This is a genomic window from Marinomonas vulgaris (genome assembly GCF_018145875.1).
Classification (GTDB): Bacteria; Pseudomonadota; Gammaproteobacteria; order Pseudomonadales; family Marinomonadaceae; genus Marinomonas; species Marinomonas vulgaris.
This window is the reverse complement of the sequence record NZ_JAGSSV010000003.1, coordinates 194,467-215,239: the sequence shown is the minus strand read 5'-3', so window position 1 is coordinate 215,239 and position 20,773 is coordinate 194,467. Positions and strand designations below refer to the sequence as shown.

The window sequence follows — 20,773 nt, the reverse complement described above, 5'->3', positions numbered from 1 at the left end:
TCCTTAAAGAATTCTGTAATTGCACTATCTATAGCAACAAGCTTAACAATTACAGGTTGCTCTGTCAGCCAATCACATCGTGCTGTAGAGTCCGAAACCGTACAGAGTTATAACACTGACTACAAAGGACTCAAAACCACGTTGGTTGTCGGTAACTTCCAAAATAGATCTTCATACATGCAAGGTCTTTTCTCGTCAGGCACTGACAAGTTAGGAAATCAATCTAAAACTATTCTTAAAACTCATCTCCAACAGACAAATCGATTTAAAGTAGTAGACAGAGAGAACTTAGAGGTCTTGCAACGTGAAGCAGAGCTTAATGGCGTAAAACAAACTTTGACAGGTGCAAGATATACTATTACTGGTGATGTTACTGAATTTGGTAGAAAATTGACTGGTGATAAACAACTGTTCGGTATTCTTGGGTCTGGAAAAACTCAGACAGCATACGCAAAAGTTAGCATTAATATCGTAGATGTTGTAAATGGGGAAATTGTTTACTCTACCCAAGCAGCAGGTGAATACGAACTTAGTAATCGTGAAGTTGTAGGCTTTGGCTCTACAGCGAGCTATGATGCAACACTAAATGGTAAAGTTTTAAATTTTGCAATCACAGAAGCAGTCAATAATATCATACGTGATTTGGAAAATGGTACATGGATGGTAGAAGTAAATGATAAAAAATAAAAGTTTGAAGCACTTTAGAAAATCGAGCACTGTTTTACTCGCATTAGTATTACTTGCTTTGAGTGGTTGTGCATCTCAAAAAAGCACGTTTTACTGGGGTGAATACGAAGACTTACTTTACAGTATGTATATCGAGCCAGGCAGCGCAGATTCAACAACTCAAATTTCTACTTTGGTCGCTGACATTGAAAAGGCTGAAGCCAATAATATACCTGTTGCGCCAGGCATACACGCCCATCTTGGATACATGTATGCATTAGAGGGTAATGTGGCTCAGTCTAAAGCGGAGTTTATGACAGAGAAGTCACTCTTCCCAGAGTCTGCGGTACTCATAGACGGGATGATGAATCGTTTAGAAGGAGCGAAATAATGCTGCGTTTTAAAAATCTTTTCTTACTTTTTTCAGTCTCTTTATCTCTTTTCATTACTGGGTGTTCTACTACGCCTTATAACTATGATGCATTATTAGCATCTAAACCAAAATCAATATTGGTCATCCCACCTAATAATAATTCAGTAGAAACAAATGCTCCTTATATTTACTTATCAACTATTAGCAGACCATTAGGAGAAAAAGGATATTACGTTTTTCCTGTTGCCGTTATTGACACTTTTCTGAAAGAAAATGGACTGCCAACACCGGGAGAAATGAATTCCGTACCTCTTGATAAGCTATATGAAAATATTGGCGCTGATGCTGTATTATATGTTGAAATCAACGATTGGGGACAAAAATATAATATAATTTCTTCTGATACCGTTGTTAATGTTTCAATGAGATTAGTTGATGGTAAAACAGGAGTTCTTTTGTGGGATGCAAGCTCTCATGTTAAGCAAAGTTCTGATTCAGGTGGAGGTGGGCTTGGAAGTCTTGTAAATGCGTTAGTATCACAAATCGCCAACTCTATTTCAGACAACACACCAAAAGTTGCACGAGCAGCGAACAACCTAGCTATTTATAATCCTAATAGAGGCTTATTAACTGGTCCATATATAGTAATTCCAGAGAAATAAATTTTATTTGTTTAAATGATATCTTTATTTAATAAATAGACCAACCTCATAATAAAATTACTTTTATTATGAAAGCCTCAGCATTTGATTACTGAGGCTTTTTATTTTTTTATAAAAAACATTAAACTCAATACCGTACAAAACATCTCAATTAAAATTACGTGCTTTCACCATTTTTATAATAGTGTTCATCGCGTTGTTTAGGGCTTTCGCGGCATCTGGGCGAATTCGTGTGTTAGATTTGCATTGATTGATGCTGGCAGCGTATTCGGTGAGTAATTTCTGTTCTGTGTAGCGCTCGTTAAGATGAAGTAGGAAGGTTTTGCGCTGTCGATCAAAGAGTTTTTGCATGACCTTTGCCTGGGTTTCATTGCCGCCGTACATGCTGACTAATTTTGGCGTGATCACTTCGTTTTGCAAGAATTGACTGTACATGGACAGCCCCTTGTGTACGGTAGCCATGTCTTCCTGGGAGTAATGATCGCTGAATTCAGACAGCTTGATGTCAACAAAATCCACCAGCGCTAAGCAAGAATTTAATTGATTAATAGATGGTCCCGCCACACACAACACGGGCGTGCACAAGAGACTAATGATGATGAGCAGTTTTTTGTACATTGTGACCTCCGTGTTTTATTTTTATGGCAATCGGGTGCTCATTCAAAATAGGACAACGGCGGGGGATTCGTCAATCAGCGAAGACGAGGGTTAACATATTAAAACAGGAAAGGATCAGAACGACACAAAAGTGTACCAGTATTCACCCTCTATTTGCTGATGGCCTTCGTACTACGAGCGGATACTGGGGGCTGTTTTGTTCAGGCGTTTTGGGCGTTTTTCCCAGCGCACTTTCACCTCAAATTGCTGGCTGTCTTCATCTTCTGAAGCGGTAACTTTTAGGCGCATCAAGCCTTTTGGATCTAGCTGCAGTGTGCCTTCTTTTTCATCGCTGAATTCCAGTTTTCCTTTGCTGAGGCCTTTGGACAAGGCTTTGAGCACTTCTTGAATGTCGTTTGAGTCTAACAAAGCTTCGTATTTAAATTCGGTTTTTGATTTCATCTAGCTTACTCGTAAATGCATTGAAGTTCGTCGGCGGTCATGACTTTCGCGGTCGGATAATCGCAGCTCAATCCCACGATGCCGGTTTCTTTATCGATCAAGGTCGCGCCTATGCCGTAGCTTTTTAGGCCCTCGACTTGACGAGAATGAGAATCCAAGGTGATGTCGGCTTCCACGTGTACTAGACCTTTTTTGATCGCCACGCGCTGACCTTGCTGACGGTTAATATGACCTTGCACCACCACATGAATGCCCGCTTTATGAATCGCTTCGACCCCTCGCGCTGTCAAAGGCAAATCTGCGTCTCGGTATTTGGTACGAAAGGTATTGGCGATGGAGCTGTAGTAAAAGCTGAACAAATCACGGCGTTTTAAATTACGGTGAAAGGCTTTATTGGCGTATTTAGTGCCGCTTTTTAGCAACATCTGCCCCATGCTGTCGTCGAGCCCAGCGTGCAAAAACAAGAAAGAACCGCGCTTTGCCACCAGCTCCATCTTGCGGAAGAACCAGTTGAACTCGCCTTTTTTGTGCAGAAACAACTGCTGACATTTGAGCGAGGTAGCGTACACCTGACGCAAGCTCAAGCCGGCGGCCAAACAGTGTTTTTCGAAGCTGTGATTTTTCGACTCCATTTTGCGTACTTCACGGTCGATACCTTCTACTGTTAAAAACCCCGCCGCGTGAAAAGGAAACTCTTTAAACCAATCATCGCCAGGAAACAACAACGAACGACAGGTGTCTTCGTCGGGAATTTTCTTGTCCCACTTGGTGTCCGCTAGGTATTCATCAAACACTTCACGAAAGAGAGGCACGACCTTTTTCCCCATGCGCACGAAGAAGTGCTGGTTACCTACGTCTTTTTTCCGTGCCAGCGCCAATAATCCCATCAACAAACGCAAATCGTGATTGCCCGCCAACAAGGTGACACGGGCTTTAAGCTTATACAGCTGTTTTACGCTGCGCAGCAGCTGAAGGTTGCTTGGGCCCTTATCTAGGCAATCGCCGCCGACAATAATTTCAGCGCGACGTCCTTTTTTGGTCAAGGACAGATGGCCCAACGCGGCTTTTTTCTTGCGTTCGGCAACACCCGCTGCAATTAAAGAGGCTTCAAATGCGGCCGCATCGGCATGTGGGTCAGAGATGAATACAACGGGGCGTTTTGGCCAGCGTAGCTTGTTCTTTTTAAAACGCGATGGAGTTTTACCTGTGGACATCACATGATGATTCACCGAGCTGTCATCCCGCGGCCATGGCGCCCATTCACTCGGTAAACGAGCAATAATATCAGTGTGATTGGGGCGGTCTAAAATCGCGGGAATGGGGCTTTGCATGGTCATTTACCTTTGTAAAGTGAGCGTTCAAATCACGGGTTATACTGAGAGTTTTTAATCGGGTACATCATGAATTTGACGCTGCTTCCAATCACCGAAACGTTTTTCCTGATAGGTTCCTGCCGTAAAATCGAGCACGACAGGGTGGCCATAGAACATGCTGAGCCGTTTAATATCGCAAAATTCTATGACATTTAAATGACAAGCCGCGTGACGTATCGACGCGCCATGACCGACAAACAGCTTTATACGGCCATTATCGCCAGCTTGCTGTTGCCAGTCTCGTACGTGAGTGGCCACCCGTTCGCCCGCTTGCCATAAGGACTCCGCACCATCAAACGGCAGACAATAATGACTGTCGGATTTCCAATGATCTGGTGGCGTATCAAACCTGGGATCCAGCGCCAAAATACGTTCTATTTCATCGATAGGCAAATTCGCCACCGCACCCACGCTGCGCTCACACAATGCGGGAAACGAGACAACACTCGGCTCATCGTCAAAAAAATCGCCTAACTCTTCCAGGTAAATTTTCGCGGTTTGCCACGCTCGCAGCAAAGACGAGGCATCTACTTGAGCCTCTAAGCGCAAGCCTTGCTCAGCCAACCACACAGCAAACGCTCGCGCTTGGCGGCGCACTTCTTGTTCACCCTCAGGCGTGAGCGGAAAGGGCTGCAGGGCGCTCGGCACGTTTTTAAGCTGCTCGTATTCCCCGTGACGAATAAAGGCAATCATGCTTGATCCAAGTTAGCGATCAGCTCATACGCACGATCAAAGTCGATTTTACCCGTCAAACGGTACACGGCTACGTTTGCCAGTTCGTCGACATAATGAGCGACCGAATCTATGGCGTTCAAATCCGCAAACACGCCCTCGTTGTTTTGGTAAAATGGTCCTGGGCGCTTACGTAAGCCTTCGATAACGTCAGGCTGCGTAGCAAGATCGACTCGCTCAAGGCACGTTGGCTCTGGGCTGTTTAACGACCAATCGAGCATGATCAAGCGCGACAAGTTCCCCGCTAAACACACGCGATCTGCGCCGTATTCGTCTTCAATTTGTACGTCGTATTTTTCTTCCAGTGACCAGAGTTCACCTTGTGGCATCTCGCGTAATGCCGCTTGACGCGCTTCGGGCAAAATATGACGCAAGCGTTCCGCATGCAACAGAGTGCCGGGGTTGACTCGTGGTAATTTGGCTAATCCGATGGTGTTTGTGCCCACGGGTGCCTTTTTGAGTAAGATGCGATCGTTGGTTAAAAAATCGCGTTTAGGGTTTTCCAAGCAACGCAGCATCAACGTTGATTTACCACCGCCGGAGCCGGCCGCAATGGCCGTAACCTCGCCATTCACACTGAAACCCGACGCGTGCCCTAGAGTGAAGCCTTGGCGCAAGTAGTGGTTCAAGAATTGATTGTTGATAAAGTTGACGATCTGCGCCACATTTGCCGTGCATGGCCCCACCGCAACGGCCTGATCTGGGCGCTGCAAAAACGCCATGCCGGTTTTGAATTTCTTAATCCAGCGGCCGCCTTCCACATCAAGGTAGCCTTCTTTTCGACCTGTTTTGCCTGCTTCTCTAGGCACTTCGAGCCAGTCTAGCTCGTCGCCAACCGCGTCTTGTTCAATCACATACAAGGTGAGTGACGTGCTGGGAGTGGTCGTACTTTTTAAATAGCTGCGGTAGTAATCGGCAATGCCGGCCAGCAAAATGCCTTCGTTTGAATGCACGGTCACTGACACATCAGCAAAGGTAAGCTGAACGGTATTGGTGCAACGATTCAGCACTTCGTTCACGTGGGGTAAATTTAATAACGCTTTGATCATGATGTTGTTCCCTCCGATAAGCCACATGCTTGTAAAACATAGGTGGCATAAGCGCTGGCCGCGTCGATATTACATCCTTCTAACGCGCCTTTAAAACCACCAAACGCAGACACTTCAAACACCACAGGGCCTTGGTTCGTCAGAGCGATGTCGACCGTGGTGAAGCTGAGATCGTAGCAGGCTTGAGCGCGTCGCCCCAGTTCGATTAAGTCCGCACCGGGCTCGAACAGCTCGTATTTGCCGCCGCTATTGATGGTGGTGTTCCAAGAGTCTTTATTGCCCACACGGGCGTAGGTACACAGATACTCACCGCCAATGAAAACCATACCGAGATCTCGGCCATCGAGTTCTACCGTTTGTTGAATGTAGTAAATACTTTGGGTATGTCGATATTTTTCTAACGCGTCGCGTACTACTTCATCACTGTCGGCGGGGGTTAACATGATCATGCCGCGGGCTTTGGTCGAGTAGAGGGGTTTTAGAATCGCCGAGCCAAATTCTCGTATCGTTGTGAATGCCTGCTCAGCACTTTCAGTAATGCGTGTTTTCGGCATGGGAATATCGCCTTGCTGTAACGCAAGGGTGCCACTTAGGCGATTCACCAAGTTGCCGACGCTGTGAGCCGGGCTGAACAGTTTCACACCAGCACGCTCCGCGTAAGACAATAAATGAATGCGGTCTTCCGTAGCAGGGGAATACGTTTCACTGATTTTCTTGATGATAAGGCCATCGAGCGTCATTAGATCCAACCCTTGATACATAAGCTGCTGAGTATCGAGGCGCAATTCCACTTGGCTCATGTCGATCACTGCGCGAAAACCTGTGCGCTCTTCAAGGCGATCTGCCAGCACTTCTGTAGACCATTTTCCCGGGATGCCGATGACCCCGATTTTTGGCTTATTCAACATACAATTCCTTTAATGGTAGGGTAAATGTCTGAGCCTGTTCTGGCGTTATATTTGCCAATGTATGCAGCAAATAACGGGCTCGCAAGTGCATGCGAGAGGCCAGTTTTTTATCAAATATAAAACGCGTCGACGTCGCGAACGAACGCGCCAAACCGGCGGCTAAGCGCAGTTCAAACGTCTCGTCTTGCTGGCGTTTAGCAAAACGCTGACCAAAACGATACACGGCTTTGGCGCTGTCCATCATTTGTGTTCGCGTGTCGCCACTGAGCACCTGTAAACGATAAATAGACACCATGAGCACCGACAAATCTTGCACATAATCAAAGTAAGCGGCGCGGTGTAAATCAATAAAATACACGCGCTTTTCGGCGTCGTCGTAGATAAGGTTGTCCACGTTAAAATCCCCGTGAGTAAGCACTGAAAAGGGCGCGCGCCATAGAGTTTCTTGCTTGGCAACGTCTTGCACTAGCTCGTCGAATCCACGACTGACATACCCGCAAATACGCTCCTCTTCTTTGAAAAATTCAGGGTGCACTTTGCGACTGTCGCTGATACGCTTTTGCAGCTGAGCCATAAAGTTCGCGTTGCAGGTTTCTGGGGTGAGGCTGGCTTTCCAAGTTTGATTCAACGTTTTAAACAAGGCTTTTAATGCCGCCTGAGTGCCATCTTGGTCGCCGTTCAGCAAAAGCGCTTCCAAGGTTTGTCCGGGAATATGCTCGATCAGCAGCGACACCTGTTCATCGGAATTGCCCTGTTGTGACAGCACGCTCGGCGCTAATTTGGGGTCTATACTGCGCCAGTGATTCACCCCAGCCACTTCTTCTTCGATTTTGGCGCGGTCGCCTTCTTTGTACACCGCCAACACATTATTACCAGACTGATCTTTATGAGTGATCGCCGCAATCGCACTGCCTGAGCGCGTTAACGCCAAGCGGCGGACTTTTAAGTCTCGCAAGTGATAGTTCAGATTGGTCGCGCTGTCTAATAAATGCGGATAATTATCAAGCGTGGCGACTTGACCCAAATCCGCCTTGATTAAAGCGTCGCCGACCACGCCTAACTGTTCAATCAGTCGCTTGATACCAAGATTACTGAGTATCGAGGCTTGCAACTGTTCGTCGCTCAAGGTCGCTTTTGCCTGCAAGGTTTTGCTTTGTAAATCGTTATAACTGGCGAGCAATTTGTGGGTGCGGCGCCCTAACTTGATGCCAGTACGACGACGATTGTCCGCCAAACCGACTTTGACCAAACGCAACGCCCGACGAATGCGTTTGACCAACTTTTTGGCTTCGTCGCCGGCTGGGTGTGGGTAACTGGCGCTTAACGTGCCTTCCCGAACGCAGTCGAAGCAGTGTTTGGTCAGCATTTCCAACGCCATGGCGAGGGCGTGCATACCAGTCACTTGGGCATGGTAGCGGCTGTTTTTTTTGCGTTGTGCCAATAACCGCGCCACTTCCACATCGGCTTTTTCACGCAGCGCCTGCACATAACCACGTCGGCCACGCAAGCTGGGCAACAAGGTAATCGAGCTGGAACTGAAAAAAAGCGCCACTAGGTGACAGTGTGTTTCCACTTCATTCAAGAGAAAAGACACCGGCTCTTGAAGCGTCAACACCACTGGGTTTGAGGACATAACATTTCCCTAATATCGTTACCTTAGACTATACATAAAGTAGAAAGCATAGAGATGACAGTTATATTACAGACTAGCTCAAAGCCGAGAAAACACCCCATTAATCAGCAATAAAGGCATTTATTCGCCTTATCAAGCGACTAAAAAACCCTTACTCTGTCTCTGACAAAAACCTAAGAAAGTGCAAGTAAGCATTCAAATGACACGTCTTATAGAGAACCACTATGCCCATTGAGAACAAGGTACAACTGGCCCTGCAGGCGTTTCGTGAAGGCGATTATCCGCAGGCTAAACAGCGTTTCAGCCGTTTGTACGAAGAAACGTCTAGCCAAGCCATTGCTAGGATTTACCTTGCTCAATTAGCCGTTTTGGAAGGTAAAGGGGCTGAATGGATTGCCGATCTTGAAGCGCTCGTTCGTGATGTGCCTTATGCCCACGAAGCTCATCACACATTAGGACTTTGTTACCAGCAGAAGCGACTGTTGCCACAAGCGTCGCAAGCGTTTTATCAGGCATTGGTGCTTTGTCGCCTGCAGCCGCCACAGCCCTCATCGCCCCGTTCAACGCCGCAATCGACTCCCGCTCCATTTGATCGTCAGCAAGCCGAGCCCTTGTTGTGGTTGACGCTAGCCACACTCAAACAGCAGGGCGTTTATGCCTTTGCCACCGCCGGCACCTTGTTAGGGCTTGAGCGCACAGGGCAATTACTCGACAACGACAAAGACATTGATATTGGCATAGATTGGCTACAAATGACCGACGCCATTCGGGTGCTTAGCGCATCTGGTTGGCAAGAGGCGTCACATTCCTATGGCTTGATTAACCCTCGCTGCTTCAAGCACCAAGCGACGGGCATTACTTTGGATGTGTGCGGCTATGGTACCGATACTCAGTCAGGCGACGCCATTTCTGGCTTATGGATGGATCACGTGCCGTTTTCGTGGAATCGCATTACCTATTTCCCGACGCTTTCATTGACAGAAAAAACCTCACCCGCGGGAGAGGTGTGGCATTTATCGGATCCCAGGGCGTTTTTAGCCGCTTTGTATGGCGAAGCGTGGCGAGTGCCAGACCCGTATTTTGACACCATAGTGTGTGCGGCCAATCTTCGCCATTATTCTTGGCTCGCCCAGTGTTATGGCTATTCTCGCTTGTATGGCGAATGGGGCAAGGGCAACACACACAAAGCCCTGGCCATGCTCGCCACCTTGCGTCGACATAAACCTAACGACCCTATCTTGGCCGACATACAAACACACTTGAGCCAGTCCTTGAATGAGCATCGTGTGCTGGCTCTGGGGTACTTCGATTTATTTCACCAAGGGCACCTTAACTATCTCAATTTTGCCAAACAACAGGGCCGTGTTTTGGTCGTCGGCGTGGCACAAGACGCCTTTGCTCAAAAGAGCAAAGGCTACGCTCCGATCACCGCAGAGCAAGATCGCATGGCGCTGCTCAGAGCACTCAATGTCGTCGACGAAGTGCACCTTGTCGCCGCCCCCATGGCGCAGACAGAAGCGGCGGCGCAATGGATCGCGTCGCTCAATGTGCAAACCGTCGTCTGCGGTGAAGAATGGCAGGGAAGCGAGCGCTGGAACGTTTTAGCGATACGCCTTCAGCGGGACGGCATTTCTGTGGTGTTTGCCCCACGCACCGACTCTGTTTCCACCACAGAGGTCAAACAGCGCATTAGAGATAAATTAAATTGATACAAAACGATACATCATTTACCTAAATTACAAAGGTGGTTGACTAGGCAATGTTCTGGACATAGAACATACTTTGGCCTATCAAAAATAGTGACTCCACGCACCGTTACTAAGGACGGCAATGATGATTTTTAGACGAAAAGCTGAGAAAAAGGTCCCATCGAAAGAATCTGGGCAAAAAGACAATCAATGCAGCCATGAACTGCTCGCCATTCAGCAAAACACAGCCTGTATCAGCTTCAATACCGATGGCATTATTTTGGAAGCCAATCCGCTGTTTTTAAACGCTGTCGGTTACGAATTACACGAAGTGATTGGTCAACACCATCGTCTGTTTTGCGATTCAGAATACGCGCGCTCTGCTGATTACAAGCAATTTTGGAACGATTTAAAAGCCGGCAAAGCCAACAACGGCACCTTCTTCGTTTCACTAAAAACAAGCAACCCATCTATTTAGAAGCCAACTATTTTCCAGTCTCTGACGACACGGGACGCATTACCAAAATTCTTAAAATTGCCAATGACATCACTGATATTCAAGAATCTTTGGATAATAAAAACGCCGTACTAACCGCACTCGATCGCTCATTAGCGGTCATTGAATTTGAGCCGAATGGTAAAATCATACAGGCTAATACGAATTTTCTAACGGCGATGAAATACAGCCAAGAAGACATTCAGGGCAAAGACCATCGTATCTTCTGCGATGATAAATTCTACAAAGACAATCCGAATTTTTGGCAAGATTTGGCGCGTGGTAAACACTTTTCTGGACGCTTTCAGCGCTTCGATGGTGAAGGCAAGGTCATCTGGTTAGAAGCCACCTATAACCCCATTTTTGATGAAAAAGGTCGTGTGTATAAGATCATCAAATTTGCATCAGACATCACCACTCGTATTAATAATGCGATGATTGCCATCGAGCTTGCTGCGGCCACATCGGAGCAAACCAGTCAGGTATCGTCTAACGCCGTCGAAATTCTAGACGCCTCGGTGCGTACTTCCGCTGAGATCGCCGAGAAAGTCAGGTTGGCCGCTCGAACCGGTGAGCAGCTTCAAGAGCAGTCTAAAAACATCGCCGATATTGTCGTGACCATTCGCTCCATTGCCGACCAAACCAACTTACTGGCGCTCAATGCGGCCATCGAAGCGGCACGCGCTGGTGAAGCTGGTCGAGGCTTTTCTGTGGTGGCCGATGAAGTGCGTAAACTGGCCAGCTCTACCGCCACCGCAACAGCGGAAATCACCAGTGTTGTCGAGCAAAATCATAATTTAATCAATGAGATGGACAACATGCTGAGGTCAGTGGATGGTATCGCACTGCAGGGGCAAGAGAGCATCAATGAGGTGTCTCGCGGCTTAACAGAGATTTCCGCTGGCGTATCAAGGTTCGTTGAAATGGTCGATAAAATGAAGGAATAAGCCGCCTTCTGTTAACGACATATTGAAAACACTCATACTTATTGCCCCTCAAGGTCGCCGCTGTTTTTTACCCATACCGACACGGCGACCATTTTTAATCTCCCAGAAAAATCGTCATTCTTTACGTTGACCTGACAAACCACCTGTTCTAGGCTGTTTTAAAAGGATGACAGTTCTTCATTAATACCGCCGTGTAAATGGCCTTGTATGCCGCTTGAACGCTCACCTTAAGGATAAGTAATCGCTATTATTTGGATTTACAATGACCGTATTATCCCAATCGAACACTGACAGCATTCTCTCTACCTTGCTGAATCAAGAGCCCCATGCTGAAGAATCATTCGCTCAAGAGCCACTTGTCCAAGAGCCACAGATCATTCAATCCCTTTACGCCGCTTTGGTGGATAAAGAAGGCTTTCATCCGTTTCTAAACCTTATTGTAGAAGCCATTCAAGGCTGTGCCGCTGAGCTGGTGGTGATCAAAAAGCAACCGCTGCAGATAGATCATATTTGGTACACGGGGTTATCTGAAGAATTCATGCTCTGGTACATTGAGAACGACATGATCAAAAGCGACCTCGTCTCAAACTACGCCACTTATACTCGACCAGGCTTATTTCAAACTGCCTTATCGCTCATTGAGAAAGCCAAGCAATTGCCCGATTATGGCCGCTGGCAACAAGATCAAAACATGATCGACAGTGCTTGGTTGGTTATCGACAGCACCGACTCACATACCACCTTATTAGCCATTCAAAGAACCGTCGAGCAGGGCGCTTATCAAGCCGCTGAGCTAAACCAATTAAATCGCTTAGCGCCTTACATCAAACAAGCGGTTTTGCTGTATCAACAACTCGATAAAACTCAGACACAAACAGAATCCTTTTCGTCTTTGGTCAAGGCTTTACCGTATCCAAGCTTTGTTTTAAACGAACAAGCGGAACTCATGTACTTAAATGGCAAAGCCGAAGATTTTTTGTGTCGACAAGATCAGCTCATGCTCAATAGCAAACGCTTGGAGTTTCAGGATGAAGAACACCAGGCGTCGTATTTAGCGTCTTCTACGCAAATCATTCGTGCCAGCATGGGGCAGAGTGAGTTTGATTGCGATGTGATCGTTATGAGGATCAATGACCATAAACCCCATTTATTAGCGCTCACACCAATCGACAATAGCGGGATTTTGATAACAGTATACGACGGTAATCAACGCACCTTACCCACTGCGGAATTGATCGCCAGCTATTTTGGTTTTTCTCACGCCGAATCTGTGCTCTGTGCCGATTTAGTACTCGGCATGAGCTTAAAAGACATTGCCGTGAAACGCTTTAAAAGCGAGGCCACCGTGCGCTCGCAACTGAAACAAATGTTTCCCAAAGCCGGCGTTCATCGTCAAGGCCAGTTAATTTGTACGGTATTAAAAGCCTTGATGCGCTAATCGGTTAGCAGCGCCGCGGCGCTGCCACAAACGGTCATAATGAATAAAAACCATTTCAGATGGTTAGGATTGGCCTTGATGGCCATTTTGACCGCCAAATACGATCCTAACATGGTGCCAGACGCCAATATTAACCCTGGCACCCAGAGAATTTGATCGTTCCAAATAAACACCCCCAACGCCAACGCGGTGAAGCCCAGCGTACAGACCATTTTTAAGGCATTCGTGCGCACCAAGTCGTAACGCAAGGTGCCCGCCAACGCGGCAATCAATATGAACCCTACACCGGCCTGTACGAAGCCACCGTATATTCCAGCAATAAACAACGCAATCCACGCACTGGGCTTTTCCGTTACTTTAAAAGGCACCGTGCCTTCCGGCGGCGCAATCAGGGTCGGGCGCACTATCATGATCACCGTCATGCCAATCATAGCGGTTAGTAACAACGGCTTGAGCCAAGTTTCTGGGGCGTAACTGGCCGCAAATGCCCCTACTACGCCACCTAGCAAAGAAGGAATCATCACCGGCAAAATGTCTACGGTGTCGAGCTTTTTGGCTTTACGAAAACCCACCGTAGCCGAAACATTTTGTAAAAAAACACCCACTCGATTAGTCGCATTGGCAATGTCTGCCGGCATGCCCATCACCATTAGGGCGGGTAAAGTGAGGTTAGAACCGCCGCCCGCTAGGGTGTTAATAATGCCAGCAATAAACCCCGTGCCAATCAGCAAGGTCACCGTGAACAGGCTGTAATCCATAGTATTTTCCTAATAAAACGGGCAATCCGTTTGCAAGATGTCAAAAGTGGACTCGGATAATAGTAATAATCCGCCAAGCTGACAAAGCTTAATTACTAGGGCTTTTTTATAGCAAAAACACAAGACTTTCATGATCTTCCCAAGGTTGCGTCATCAGAGTGTAATTTCTCGGTATCTTGCTTGAAAAGCGCTTATCCCCAAGGCATCTTGTGGTTTTTGATCATGATTAGGCGAAACACATTATGCCAACTAACATTGTTGCTGTTTACGGCACACTACGAAAAGGGCTGGATCACCACACACTGCTGTCAGACTGTAAACCCATCGGCCTTGGCTGGTTAACCGGGTTTCGTATGCACGATTTAGGGGAGTTCCCCGCGATTACCTTCACGCAAGAAAACGTCGATCGCATTCGCGTTGAATGGTACGACGTACCCGATGAGGTGCTTAGCGCCATCGATCAATTGGAAGTCTACGACCCCGACGCTTTAGAGCGCTCTTTGCATGTTCGTACGCCTATTTTTTCCCCGTACGGCCGTGGCTGGATTTACACCTACAACCAAACGCTGAAAAACGCGCCTCATATTACGGCGGGAGATTGGGCGCGTTTTACCCGTAAATCGATCCAAAACTGATCAATAAGTCAAGAATACTTTCTCGCCACCCCTTAGCACACGCCTGAATGGGCGTAGTGACCTCAGTAGGAATTTTATCCCCAATCGCACTTTTCTCAGCATGTTTGCTTGAAATGGCTGAAAATCACTGTATGAAGCACCACCAAATACCTGTGATAATGCGTTTGCAGGCAAAATAACGCCGCGACAGGGATTCGTTCACAAAGTTATCCACAAGGCGAATTCTGATATTTCTTGATTTAAAACAACCATGAAAATCCTTTAGATGGTCATAATCAGCGGCGATTCAGCCGATTTCCTTGCTTTTTTTCATCCCGTCATTAGGGTGTTAACGCATACCATGAAAATATCGTCCATTCACGATTCCCTCTCATTTAAAAGCAAAAGGAAAACAGCGATGAAAGTTAGCTTTATCGGATTAGGCACTATGGGTTACCCAATAGCAGGGCATGTCAGCGCAGCCGGTCATGCTGTGGTGGTGTACAACCGATCAGCGCAAAAAGCGCACGCCTGGTGCGATGAATACACTGGCACTTCGGCACCCACTCCCGCGTTGGCCGCTCAAGATTGCGATATTGTATTGACCTGCGTCGGCAACGACGACGATTTACGCGCAGTGTATTTAGGCGAAGAAGGCGCATTTCAGCTCGCCAAGCCTGGCACCTTGTTCATTGATCACACCACAGCCTCGGCTGAAGTGGCGAAGGAGCTGCATCAAATCGCCCAAGAGCGAGGCTTTTTCTTTATGGACGCGCCTGTGTCCGGCGGTCAAGCTGGGGCCGTTAATGGCGTATTAACCGTGATGATTGGCGGCGAGCAGAGCGATCTAGACAAGGCGCAAACCGTGCTCGATTGTTACGCCAAAGCCACTCGCCTAATGGGGCCGATCGGCAACGGTCAGATCGCTAAAATGGTCAACCAAATTCTCATCGGTGGCGTCTTATCGGGTTTATCCGAAGGCATGCGCTTTGCGCAAAAAGCCGGCTTAGACATAGCTACCTTGGTCGATACCCTAAAATACGGCGCCGCTGGCTCGTGGCAGCTCGAAAACCGCGGTGAAACCATGGCGAAAGACGAATTCGACTTTGGCTTTGCCATCGAATGGATGCACAAAGACCTAAGCCTGTGCCTTGCCCAAGCCGAAAAAATGGGACTGACACTGCCACTGACTCAATCCGTCGATCAGGATTACCAAGATCTCATGGCAGAAGGCCACGGCCGCCAAGATACCTCGGTGCTGATCAAGGCTTTTGATAAAAAAGCCTAATGTGATTTCAACCTTAGACTGCAGGTCATAAGCAGCAGCTCGGAGCACAGTTCCGAGCTTTTAACACACTTCACATTGCGCAAAGTTATGCTCAAAAAGAACATTGAAAGATATTTCTGCGCAATATATTTCTCAAAAAATGATTTTAATGTCTATAATGAGCAAAAGTATGCTCAGATAGGCACTCGATGAAAACACTCACTCTTCAAGCCCTAATCGAACAACAGTGGTGGGATATTGCCACCTTGCAATTGCTCAGCCCTAAAAAAGGCACCGCTAGCCCTTGTCGCCTTGGCTATGAATTTGACTACTCTGTCACATGGTTAGATCGTCATGACGAGCATGCTTGCAGTTTAGTATTACCTGTACAAATTATGATTGAACATGAGGCCGATCGTTGGTTTGGCTTTTTAGAAGATATAGTGCCCGCTGGCGCAGCACGGCGATATTTAGTCGACTTCTGGGGGCTTCAAGCACTTTCTTCCGGCGAGCAAGATACAACTTTATTGGAAAAGGGCACTATCGCGCCAGTTGGCAACGTGAGGATAAAAGAATCGCTTCCCAGCATACCAAGCGACTCAACGCTTCATCTTCGAAAATTCACTCTAGCCGATGTGGTCGAGCGTGACTCTAGCTTTTTAGAATACGCTCAAGAAATGGGTGCCATTAGCGGTGGCGCAACAGGAGCCGGTGGTGAAGCACCAAAATTATTATTACGCTGTTCAGAGCAGAATGAAATCTGGATTGATACCTTTCAAGAACAGCACAATATTGCTGACGCACACTACTTGGTAAAATTTCCTCGCGGCCGAAAAACACAAGACGATTGCGATATTTTACGAGCGGAGTATCACTTTTACCATGAACTTACTGCCATGGGATTTAATACGATCAACACTGAGAAAATGAAACTGCTTGAGGGTAGCCGCTATCCCTCCCTTTGGTTGCCAAGATTTGATACTCACTGGGACAAGAACCACTGGGATCGTTATGGTTTGGAGTCTATTTTCTCTGTGTTAAACAAACCAGCGGGGAGTTACCTTAATCATTTTGAGGTCATTCATTCCGTATGTGACCTATTGCAGAAACAGTCAGCAAGTTTCGATGCGACCGATTTTGTTTGCGACTGGTTAACCCGCGACCTTCTTAACATTGCTTTTGGAAACTCTGATAATCATGGCCGCAATACTGCTCTGCTGAAAAAGCCGAGTAATATTTGGTTATCACCCATTTATGACTTCGCACCAATGAAGGTTGACCCTGAAGGTATCACTAGAACAACAAAATGGGGCCCGCCATTCGAAGAAGGTGGCGAGTATCGCTGGCAAGCCATTACGGAAGCGCTCAACAATTTATGCCCAAGTGAAACATCATTGTTGGCCTTAAAGCAAACGGCCAACAAACTAAAAGGGCTACAGCAACGCCTAGAAACGAGGGGAGTTCCGAAACGCATTCTAGAGGTTATCCAAGTCAAATGGCTAGACACGAAACTCGCTCGCTGGGGGCTTCTATGAGTATGACCGCAGAACAACGCCAAGCCTTATTAGTCACACTGATACAACAACATTTATTAGGTGAGCTTACGCAAGGACAAATGTTGAAACGCCTTCGTAAGGACGTGCTTGGCTTTTCTCAAACTCGTTATGCCGAGTTAGTGGGTGTTAGCCGCCGTACTTTAACAGACATCGAACAAGACAAAGGCAGCCAGGTACAAAGTATTATCGATAAAGTATTCAAACCACTTGGGATGAAATCAGGGTTAACACCCGTTCACCCTCATGTCGCGAAGCATGTTATGAATACTCACTCACCGACAGTAGACGAACCTTAACTTTCTCATATTCGCCATAATACGGATCAACGCCTTAACCACAAAACCGTCGTTGTTTACCGATTTAATCGCTTCTATTTTTTACTTCTGTAAAAATTTTACGCACTTTTCCTCCATTTTCTTTACGTGTGGATTTTCCCTGTATGCCTTGATTGACAGGGCTTGCGCTGAATGAGGCCATTTCTGTATTCATTCCACGCATAGGGCATATCGTTATTTCGATTGGTGATTTAGATCGGCTTGAGTACTCTTCAAAGACGCTGTTTTTTACAACTTGATGAGACTCAAGCTTGTATTTATGGTGAAAGGGGGCTCAAGGATGAGACAGAACGGCGTCATTCAGGCAGGAAGTCTGGGTGACGTTTGTTTCTCATTTGCGATGCTATCCGCGTATTGCCTCCCTCAAAAAAATCACAAAAGAAACGAACACCTTGATTCAACTTCCCACGTGTTTAACACGAAATATAATGACGTTAATGGAGAGTTCCAATGAAAACAGGGCTAGCAAAACTGACGCTTGCACTCATGGCGGCTGGCGCGATCAGCACTTCTGCTCACGCGGCATCCACACTGGTTTATTGTTCTGAAGGCAGTCCAGAAGGCTTCAACCCTTCGTTCTACACCTCTGGCACCACGTTTGATGCGACATCAAAAAACATGTTCAACCGCTTGGTTGAGTTCAAGCTGGGCACCACAGAAACCGAAGCGGGCTTAGCCGAAAGCTACGAGGTTTCCAGCGATGGCCTTGAATACACTTTCCATTTACGCAAAGGCGTGAAGTTTCACTCCACCAAAGAATTCAAACCGACCCGCGATTTTAATGCCGACGATGTGATTTTCACTTTCGATCGTCAAGGCAACAAAGAACACCCTTATCACACCGTGTCTGGCGGCTCTTATGAGTACTACACCGGCATGGGCATGGACACGCTGGTTAAAGACATAGTGCGCATTGATGACTACACGGTAAAATTCGTGTTGAACCAGCCAGAAGCGCCGTTTATTGCCAACTTGGCGATGGATTTCGCGTCTATCTTCTCGAAAGAACAAGCCGACATGTTGATGAAAGCGGGCAAGCCTGAGCAAATCGATATCAACCCTGTGGGCACAGGGCCGTTCCAAAAAGTTCAGTACCAAAAAGATTCTTTGATTCGCTACGTAGCTTTTGAAGATTACTGGAAAGGCCGCGCGAAAATCGACCGCTTGGTGTTCTCTATCACACCAGATGCATCTGTGCGTTACGCCAAGCTAAAAGCAGGCGAGTGTGATGTGATGCCGTACCCGAACCCAGCTGACCTTAAGCAGATGGAAGCGGATCCAAACATCAACTTGATGAGCCAAGAAGGTTTGAACGTCGGTTATTTGGCGTTTAACACTCAAAAAGCGCCTTTCACCGACGTACGCGTTCGCCAAGCCTTGAGCCTAGCGACGGATAAGAGCGCCATCATCGATGCCGTATTCCAAGGGGCTGGTAAAGCCGCGAAAAACCCGATTCCACCAACTATGTGGTCGTACAACAAAAACGTGGTCGATTACCCATACGATCCCGTTAAAGCGAAAAAACTGTTGGCCGAAGCGGGTTACCCAGACGGTTTCGATACCAACATTTGGGCAATGCCAGTACAGCGTCCATACAACCCAAATGCCCGTCGTATGGCGGAAATCATGCAAGAAGATTGGTCTAAAGTGGGCGTCAAAGCCGAGATCGTTTCTTACGAGTGGGGCGAATACCTAAACCGCTCTAAAAAAGGCGAGCACGATACCGTATTGCTTGGTTGGACCGGTGACAATGGTGACCCAGATAACTTCCTTTACGTGTTGCTAGGCTGTGATGGCGTTGGCGGATCAAACCGTGCTCAGTGGTGTAACGACGAGTTCAACGACTTGTTGTTGGCGGCCAAACAAACCTCTGACAAAGGCGAACGTACTAAGCTGTACGAAGAGTCTCAAGAAGTCTTCAAGCGCGAAGCGCCTTGGGTGACCCTAGCACACTCCGTTGTGTACGAGCCGGTTCGCAAAGAAGTTAAAGGTTACAAAATTGACCCACTTGGCGGTCACTACTTCTACAACGTCAGTAAATAATCGACGTTGAGCAGTAAGCCCATCAGTGAATAACTCATGGGCAACATACCGTCTTCGGGCGAAACAAAACCTCTGTTCACTGGGACGTGCGCAGGGGTTTTGCTGACCGAACCAAGAGTTCGATCAAATAACACCTCAAGAGAGCGCATCTGTTATGTTCCAGTTTATTTTTCGTCGCTTAAGTCTCGTTATTCCGACTTTCCTCGGCATTACCTTGCTGACTTTTACCCTGATTCGTTTGATTCCTGGCGATCCTATCGAAGTGATGGCCGGCGAACGCGGTGTGAGCGCAGAACGCCACGCGGAATTAAGTGCCCAACTCGGCTTCGACCAGCCCTTGTATGTGCAGTATTACCGCTATGTGAGCGGGGTATTACAAGGGGATTTAGGCAACTCGCTGATCACGCGCGAGCCCGTCATGAAAGAATTTCTGACGCTGTTTCCGGCGACCATAGAATTGGCCACCTGTGCGGCAATTTTTGCCATTTTAATTGGTTTACCCGCGGGGATTTTTGCCGCGGTGAAACGCGGGACCATTGTCGATCACTCGGTGATGACCTTCTCGCTCACCGGCTATTCCATGCCCATTTTCTGGTGGGCGCTGCTGTTAATGCTGGTGTTTTCCGTCAACCTCGGTTGGACGCCCGTCTCGGGGCGGATCGATGTGGTGTATTGGATCGATGACGTGACCGGCTTTATGTTGATCGACTCTTTGTTGTCTGACGAAGAGGGCGCTTTCACCTCGGCCGTGTCGCATCTTATTTTACCAAGCATTGTGTTAGGTACGATTCCCATGGCGGTGATTGCCCGCATGACGCGCTCTTCCATGTTGGAAGTGTTAAGCGAAGACTACATTCGTACCGCCCGCGCCAAAGGCATCGCGCCGTGGCGGGTGATTGTCATTCACGCTTTGCGTAATGCGCTGATTCCGGTGATTACCGTGATTGGTTTGCAAGTGGGTATCTTGCTGTCTGGGGCGATTCTGACCGAAACTGTGTTCGCTTGGCCGGGCATTGGTAAATGGCTGATCGAGTCCATCGGACGCCGAGATTACCCCGTTGTTCAGGGCGGTATTTTAATTGTCGCCTGCATCATTATTGTCGTGAATCTCTTGGTAGACATTACCTACGGCATTGTAAATCCACGTATTCGACACAGCCGATAAGGAGGCGTTTT

Annotated in this window: 22 protein-coding genes; 13 read left to right on the top strand and 9 right to left on the bottom strand. The window is 47.4% G+C overall.

Going from position 1 to position 20,773, the window contains the following annotated elements; translation table 11 throughout:
* The first annotated feature begins 18 nt into the window (after window positions 1-18).
* Genes J9B83_RS04665 through J9B83_RS04655 form a run of 3 tightly spaced genes read left to right on the top strand, consistent with a single transcriptional unit; the run spans window position 19 to window position 1,701 of the window.
* The gene (locus J9B83_RS04665; RefSeq protein ID WP_211535581.1) at window positions 19-687 is read left to right on the top strand and encodes a CsgG/HfaB family protein; all 669 of its coding nucleotides are present in this window, start codon (window positions 19-21) and stop codon (window positions 685-687) included.
* On the top strand, window positions 674-1,057 hold the full coding sequence (locus tag J9B83_RS04660; RefSeq protein WP_211535571.1) for a DUF4810 domain-containing protein: 384 nt from the start codon (window positions 674-676) through the stop codon (window positions 1,055-1,057). Before J9B83_RS04665 ends, J9B83_RS04660 begins: the two co-directional genes overlap by 14 nt.
* Window positions 1,057-1,701, top strand: coding sequence for a DUF799 domain-containing protein (locus J9B83_RS04655; RefSeq protein ID WP_211535570.1), 645 nt, complete (start codon window positions 1,057-1,059; stop codon window positions 1,699-1,701). Before J9B83_RS04660 ends, J9B83_RS04655 begins: the two co-directional genes overlap by 1 nt.
* Window positions 1,702-1,848: 147 nt before the next feature.
* Here the strand turns inward: J9B83_RS04655 and J9B83_RS04650 are convergent, their stop codons facing one another.
* The 7 genes from J9B83_RS04650 to J9B83_RS04620 form a co-directional block, all read right to left on the bottom strand.
* The gene (locus J9B83_RS04650; RefSeq protein WP_211535569.1) at window positions 1,849-2,319 is read right to left on the bottom strand and encodes a hypothetical protein; all 471 of its coding nucleotides are present in this window, start codon (window positions 2,317-2,319) and stop codon (window positions 1,849-1,851) included.
* A gap of 171 nt (window positions 2,320-2,490) precedes the next feature.
* Window positions 2,491-2,760 carry an amphi-Trp domain-containing protein gene (locus tag J9B83_RS04645; protein WP_211535568.1) on the bottom strand — a complete coding sequence of 90 codons (270 nt, stop codon included), beginning with the start codon at window positions 2,758-2,760 and terminating at the stop codon, window positions 2,491-2,493.
* Window positions 2,761-2,765: 5 nt separating this feature from the next.
* Complete coding sequence (locus tag J9B83_RS04640; protein ID WP_211535567.1) at window positions 2,766-4,091, bottom strand: metallophosphoesterase family protein; 1,326 nt, start codon at window positions 4,089-4,091, stop codon at window positions 2,766-2,768.
* 54 nt (window positions 4,092-4,145) lie between these two features.
* Complete coding sequence (locus J9B83_RS04635) at window positions 4,146-4,826, bottom strand: histidine phosphatase family protein (RefSeq protein ID WP_211535566.1); 681 nt, start codon at window positions 4,824-4,826, stop codon at window positions 4,146-4,148.
* Window positions 4,823-5,914, bottom strand: coding sequence for an HprK-related kinase B (locus J9B83_RS04630; protein WP_211535565.1), 1,092 nt, complete (start codon window positions 5,912-5,914; stop codon window positions 4,823-4,825). Before J9B83_RS04630 ends, J9B83_RS04635 begins: the two co-directional genes overlap by 4 nt.
* On the bottom strand, window positions 5,911-6,819 hold the full coding sequence (locus J9B83_RS04625; RefSeq protein WP_211535580.1) for a GAK system ATP-grasp enzyme: 909 nt from the start codon (window positions 6,817-6,819) through the stop codon (window positions 5,911-5,913). Before J9B83_RS04625 ends, J9B83_RS04630 begins: the two co-directional genes overlap by 4 nt.
* Window positions 6,812-8,455, bottom strand: a complete 1,644-nt coding sequence (locus J9B83_RS04620) for a phosphotransferase (RefSeq protein WP_211535564.1) — start codon at window positions 8,453-8,455, stop codon at window positions 6,812-6,814. Before J9B83_RS04620 ends, J9B83_RS04625 begins: the two co-directional genes overlap by 8 nt.
* A 224-nt stretch (window positions 8,456-8,679) precedes the next feature.
* Between J9B83_RS04620 and J9B83_RS04615 the strand changes: the two genes are divergently transcribed.
* The 4 genes from J9B83_RS04615 to J9B83_RS04600 all read left to right on the top strand — a co-directional run bounded on the left by J9B83_RS04615 (window position 8,680) and on the right by J9B83_RS04600 (window position 13,024).
* Window positions 8,680-10,164 carry an adenylyltransferase/cytidyltransferase family protein gene (locus J9B83_RS04615; RefSeq protein WP_211535563.1) on the top strand — a complete coding sequence of 495 codons (1,485 nt, stop codon included), beginning with the start codon at window positions 8,680-8,682 and terminating at the stop codon, window positions 10,162-10,164.
* Between the two features lie 121 nt (window positions 10,165-10,285).
* A complete protein-coding gene (locus J9B83_RS04610; protein WP_211535562.1) occupies window positions 10,286-10,621 on the top strand; it encodes a PAS domain S-box protein in 336 nt (111 codons plus the stop codon).
* Window positions 10,543-11,586 (top strand): methyl-accepting chemotaxis protein, encoded by a 1,044-nt coding sequence (locus tag J9B83_RS16135; RefSeq protein WP_211535561.1) that lies wholly within the window; start codon window positions 10,543-10,545, stop codon window positions 11,584-11,586. Before J9B83_RS04610 ends, J9B83_RS16135 begins: the two co-directional genes overlap by 79 nt.
* A 262-nt stretch (window positions 11,587-11,848) precedes the next feature.
* Window positions 11,849-13,024 (top strand): helix-turn-helix transcriptional regulator, encoded by a 1,176-nt coding sequence (locus J9B83_RS04600; protein WP_211535560.1) that lies wholly within the window; start codon window positions 11,849-11,851, stop codon window positions 13,022-13,024.
* Here J9B83_RS04600 and J9B83_RS04595 read toward each other — a convergent pair.
* A complete protein-coding gene (locus J9B83_RS04595) occupies window positions 13,021-13,782 on the bottom strand; it encodes a sulfite exporter TauE/SafE family protein (protein WP_211535559.1) in 762 nt (253 codons plus the stop codon). The genes J9B83_RS04600 and J9B83_RS04595 overlap by 4 nt on opposite strands.
* Window positions 13,783-14,024: 242 nt before the next feature.
* Between J9B83_RS04595 and J9B83_RS04590 the strand changes: the two genes are divergently transcribed.
* The 5 genes from J9B83_RS04590 to J9B83_RS04570 all read left to right on the top strand — a co-directional run bounded on the left by J9B83_RS04590 (window position 14,025) and on the right by J9B83_RS04570 (window position 19,597).
* Window positions 14,025-14,417: a gamma-glutamylcyclotransferase family protein gene (locus J9B83_RS04590; RefSeq protein WP_211535558.1), complete on the top strand. Its 393-nt coding sequence runs from the start codon at window positions 14,025-14,027 to the stop codon at window positions 14,415-14,417.
* Window positions 14,418-14,757: 340 nt separating this feature from the next.
* Window positions 14,758-15,684, top strand: coding sequence for an NAD(P)-dependent oxidoreductase (locus tag J9B83_RS04585; RefSeq protein WP_328797693.1), 927 nt, complete (start codon window positions 14,758-14,760; stop codon window positions 15,682-15,684).
* 188 nt (window positions 15,685-15,872) lie between these two features.
* Window positions 15,873-17,198, top strand: a complete 1,326-nt coding sequence (locus J9B83_RS04580; protein WP_211535556.1) for a type II toxin-antitoxin system HipA family toxin — start codon at window positions 15,873-15,875, stop codon at window positions 17,196-17,198.
* Complete coding sequence (locus J9B83_RS04575; protein WP_211535555.1) at window positions 17,195-17,515, top strand: helix-turn-helix transcriptional regulator; 321 nt, start codon at window positions 17,195-17,197, stop codon at window positions 17,513-17,515. The genes J9B83_RS04580 and J9B83_RS04575 overlap by 4 nt, the downstream gene beginning before the upstream one ends.
* Before the next feature lie 489 nt (window positions 17,516-18,004).
* On the top strand, window positions 18,005-19,597 hold the full coding sequence (locus J9B83_RS04570; RefSeq protein WP_211535554.1) for an ABC transporter substrate-binding protein: 1,593 nt from the start codon (window positions 18,005-18,007) through the stop codon (window positions 19,595-19,597).
* Here J9B83_RS04570 and J9B83_RS04565 read toward each other — a convergent pair.
* On the bottom strand, window positions 19,579-19,746 hold the full coding sequence (locus J9B83_RS04565; RefSeq protein WP_211535553.1) for a hypothetical protein: 168 nt from the start codon (window positions 19,744-19,746) through the stop codon (window positions 19,579-19,581). The two genes, J9B83_RS04570 and J9B83_RS04565, sit on opposite strands and share 19 nt — an antisense overlap.
* A 5-nt stretch (window positions 19,747-19,751) precedes the next feature.
* Here J9B83_RS04565 and J9B83_RS04560 point away from each other — a divergent pair, with 5 nt between their 5' ends.
* Entirely contained in the window at window positions 19,752-20,762 is a 1,011-nt protein-coding gene (locus tag J9B83_RS04560) for an ABC transporter permease subunit (protein WP_211535552.1), read from the top strand.
* Window positions 20,763-20,773 lie beyond the last annotated feature (11 nt).

Bases quoted from the DNA above. Each gene is read 5' to 3' on its own strand.
- J9B83_RS04660 (WP_211535571.1), top strand. From the start codon at position 674: ATGATAAAAAATAAAAGTTTGAAGCACTTTAGAAAATCGAGCACTGTT.
- J9B83_RS04655 (WP_211535570.1), top strand. From the start codon at position 1,057: ATGCTGCGTTTTAAAAATCTTTTCTTACTTTTTTCAGTCTCTTTATCT.
- J9B83_RS04650 (WP_211535569.1), bottom strand. From the start codon at position 2,319: ATGTACAAAAAACTGCTCATCATCATTAGTCTCTTGTGCACGCCCGTG.
- J9B83_RS04645 (WP_211535568.1), bottom strand. From the start codon at position 2,760: ATGAAATCAAAAACCGAATTTAAATACGAAGCTTTGTTAGACTCAAAC.
- J9B83_RS04640 (WP_211535567.1), bottom strand. From the start codon at position 4,091: ATGCAAAGCCCCATTCCCGCGATTTTAGACCGCCCCAATCACACTGAT.
- J9B83_RS04635 (WP_211535566.1), bottom strand. From the start codon at position 4,826: ATGATTGCCTTTATTCGTCACGGGGAATACGAGCAGCTTAAAAACGTG.
- J9B83_RS04630 (WP_211535565.1), bottom strand. From the start codon at position 5,914: ATGATCAAAGCGTTATTAAATTTACCCCACGTGAACGAAGTGCTGAAT.
- J9B83_RS04620 (WP_211535564.1), bottom strand. From the start codon at position 8,455: ATGTCCTCAAACCCAGTGGTGTTGACGCTTCAAGAGCCGGTGTCTTTT.
- J9B83_RS04615 (WP_211535563.1), top strand. From the start codon at position 8,680: ATGCCCATTGAGAACAAGGTACAACTGGCCCTGCAGGCGTTTCGTGAA.
- J9B83_RS04610 (WP_211535562.1), top strand. From the start codon at position 10,286: ATGATGATTTTTAGACGAAAAGCTGAGAAAAAGGTCCCATCGAAAGAA.
- J9B83_RS04600 (WP_211535560.1), top strand. From the start codon at position 11,849: ATGACCGTATTATCCCAATCGAACACTGACAGCATTCTCTCTACCTTG.
- J9B83_RS04595 (WP_211535559.1), bottom strand. From the start codon at position 13,782: ATGGATTACAGCCTGTTCACGGTGACCTTGCTGATTGGCACGGGGTTT.
- J9B83_RS04590 (WP_211535558.1), top strand. From the start codon at position 14,025: ATGCCAACTAACATTGTTGCTGTTTACGGCACACTACGAAAAGGGCTG.
- J9B83_RS04585 (WP_328797693.1), top strand. From the start codon at position 14,758: ATGAAAATATCGTCCATTCACGATTCCCTCTCATTTAAAAGCAAAAGG.
- J9B83_RS04580 (WP_211535556.1), top strand. From the start codon at position 15,873: ATGAAAACACTCACTCTTCAAGCCCTAATCGAACAACAGTGGTGGGAT.
- J9B83_RS04575 (WP_211535555.1), top strand. From the start codon at position 17,195: ATGAGTATGACCGCAGAACAACGCCAAGCCTTATTAGTCACACTGATA.
- J9B83_RS04570 (WP_211535554.1), top strand. From the start codon at position 18,005: ATGAAAACAGGGCTAGCAAAACTGACGCTTGCACTCATGGCGGCTGGC.
- J9B83_RS04565 (WP_211535553.1), bottom strand. From the start codon at position 19,746: ATGCGCTCTCTTGAGGTGTTATTTGATCGAACTCTTGGTTCGGTCAGC.
- J9B83_RS04560 (WP_211535552.1), top strand. From the start codon at position 19,752: ATGTTCCAGTTTATTTTTCGTCGCTTAAGTCTCGTTATTCCGACTTTC.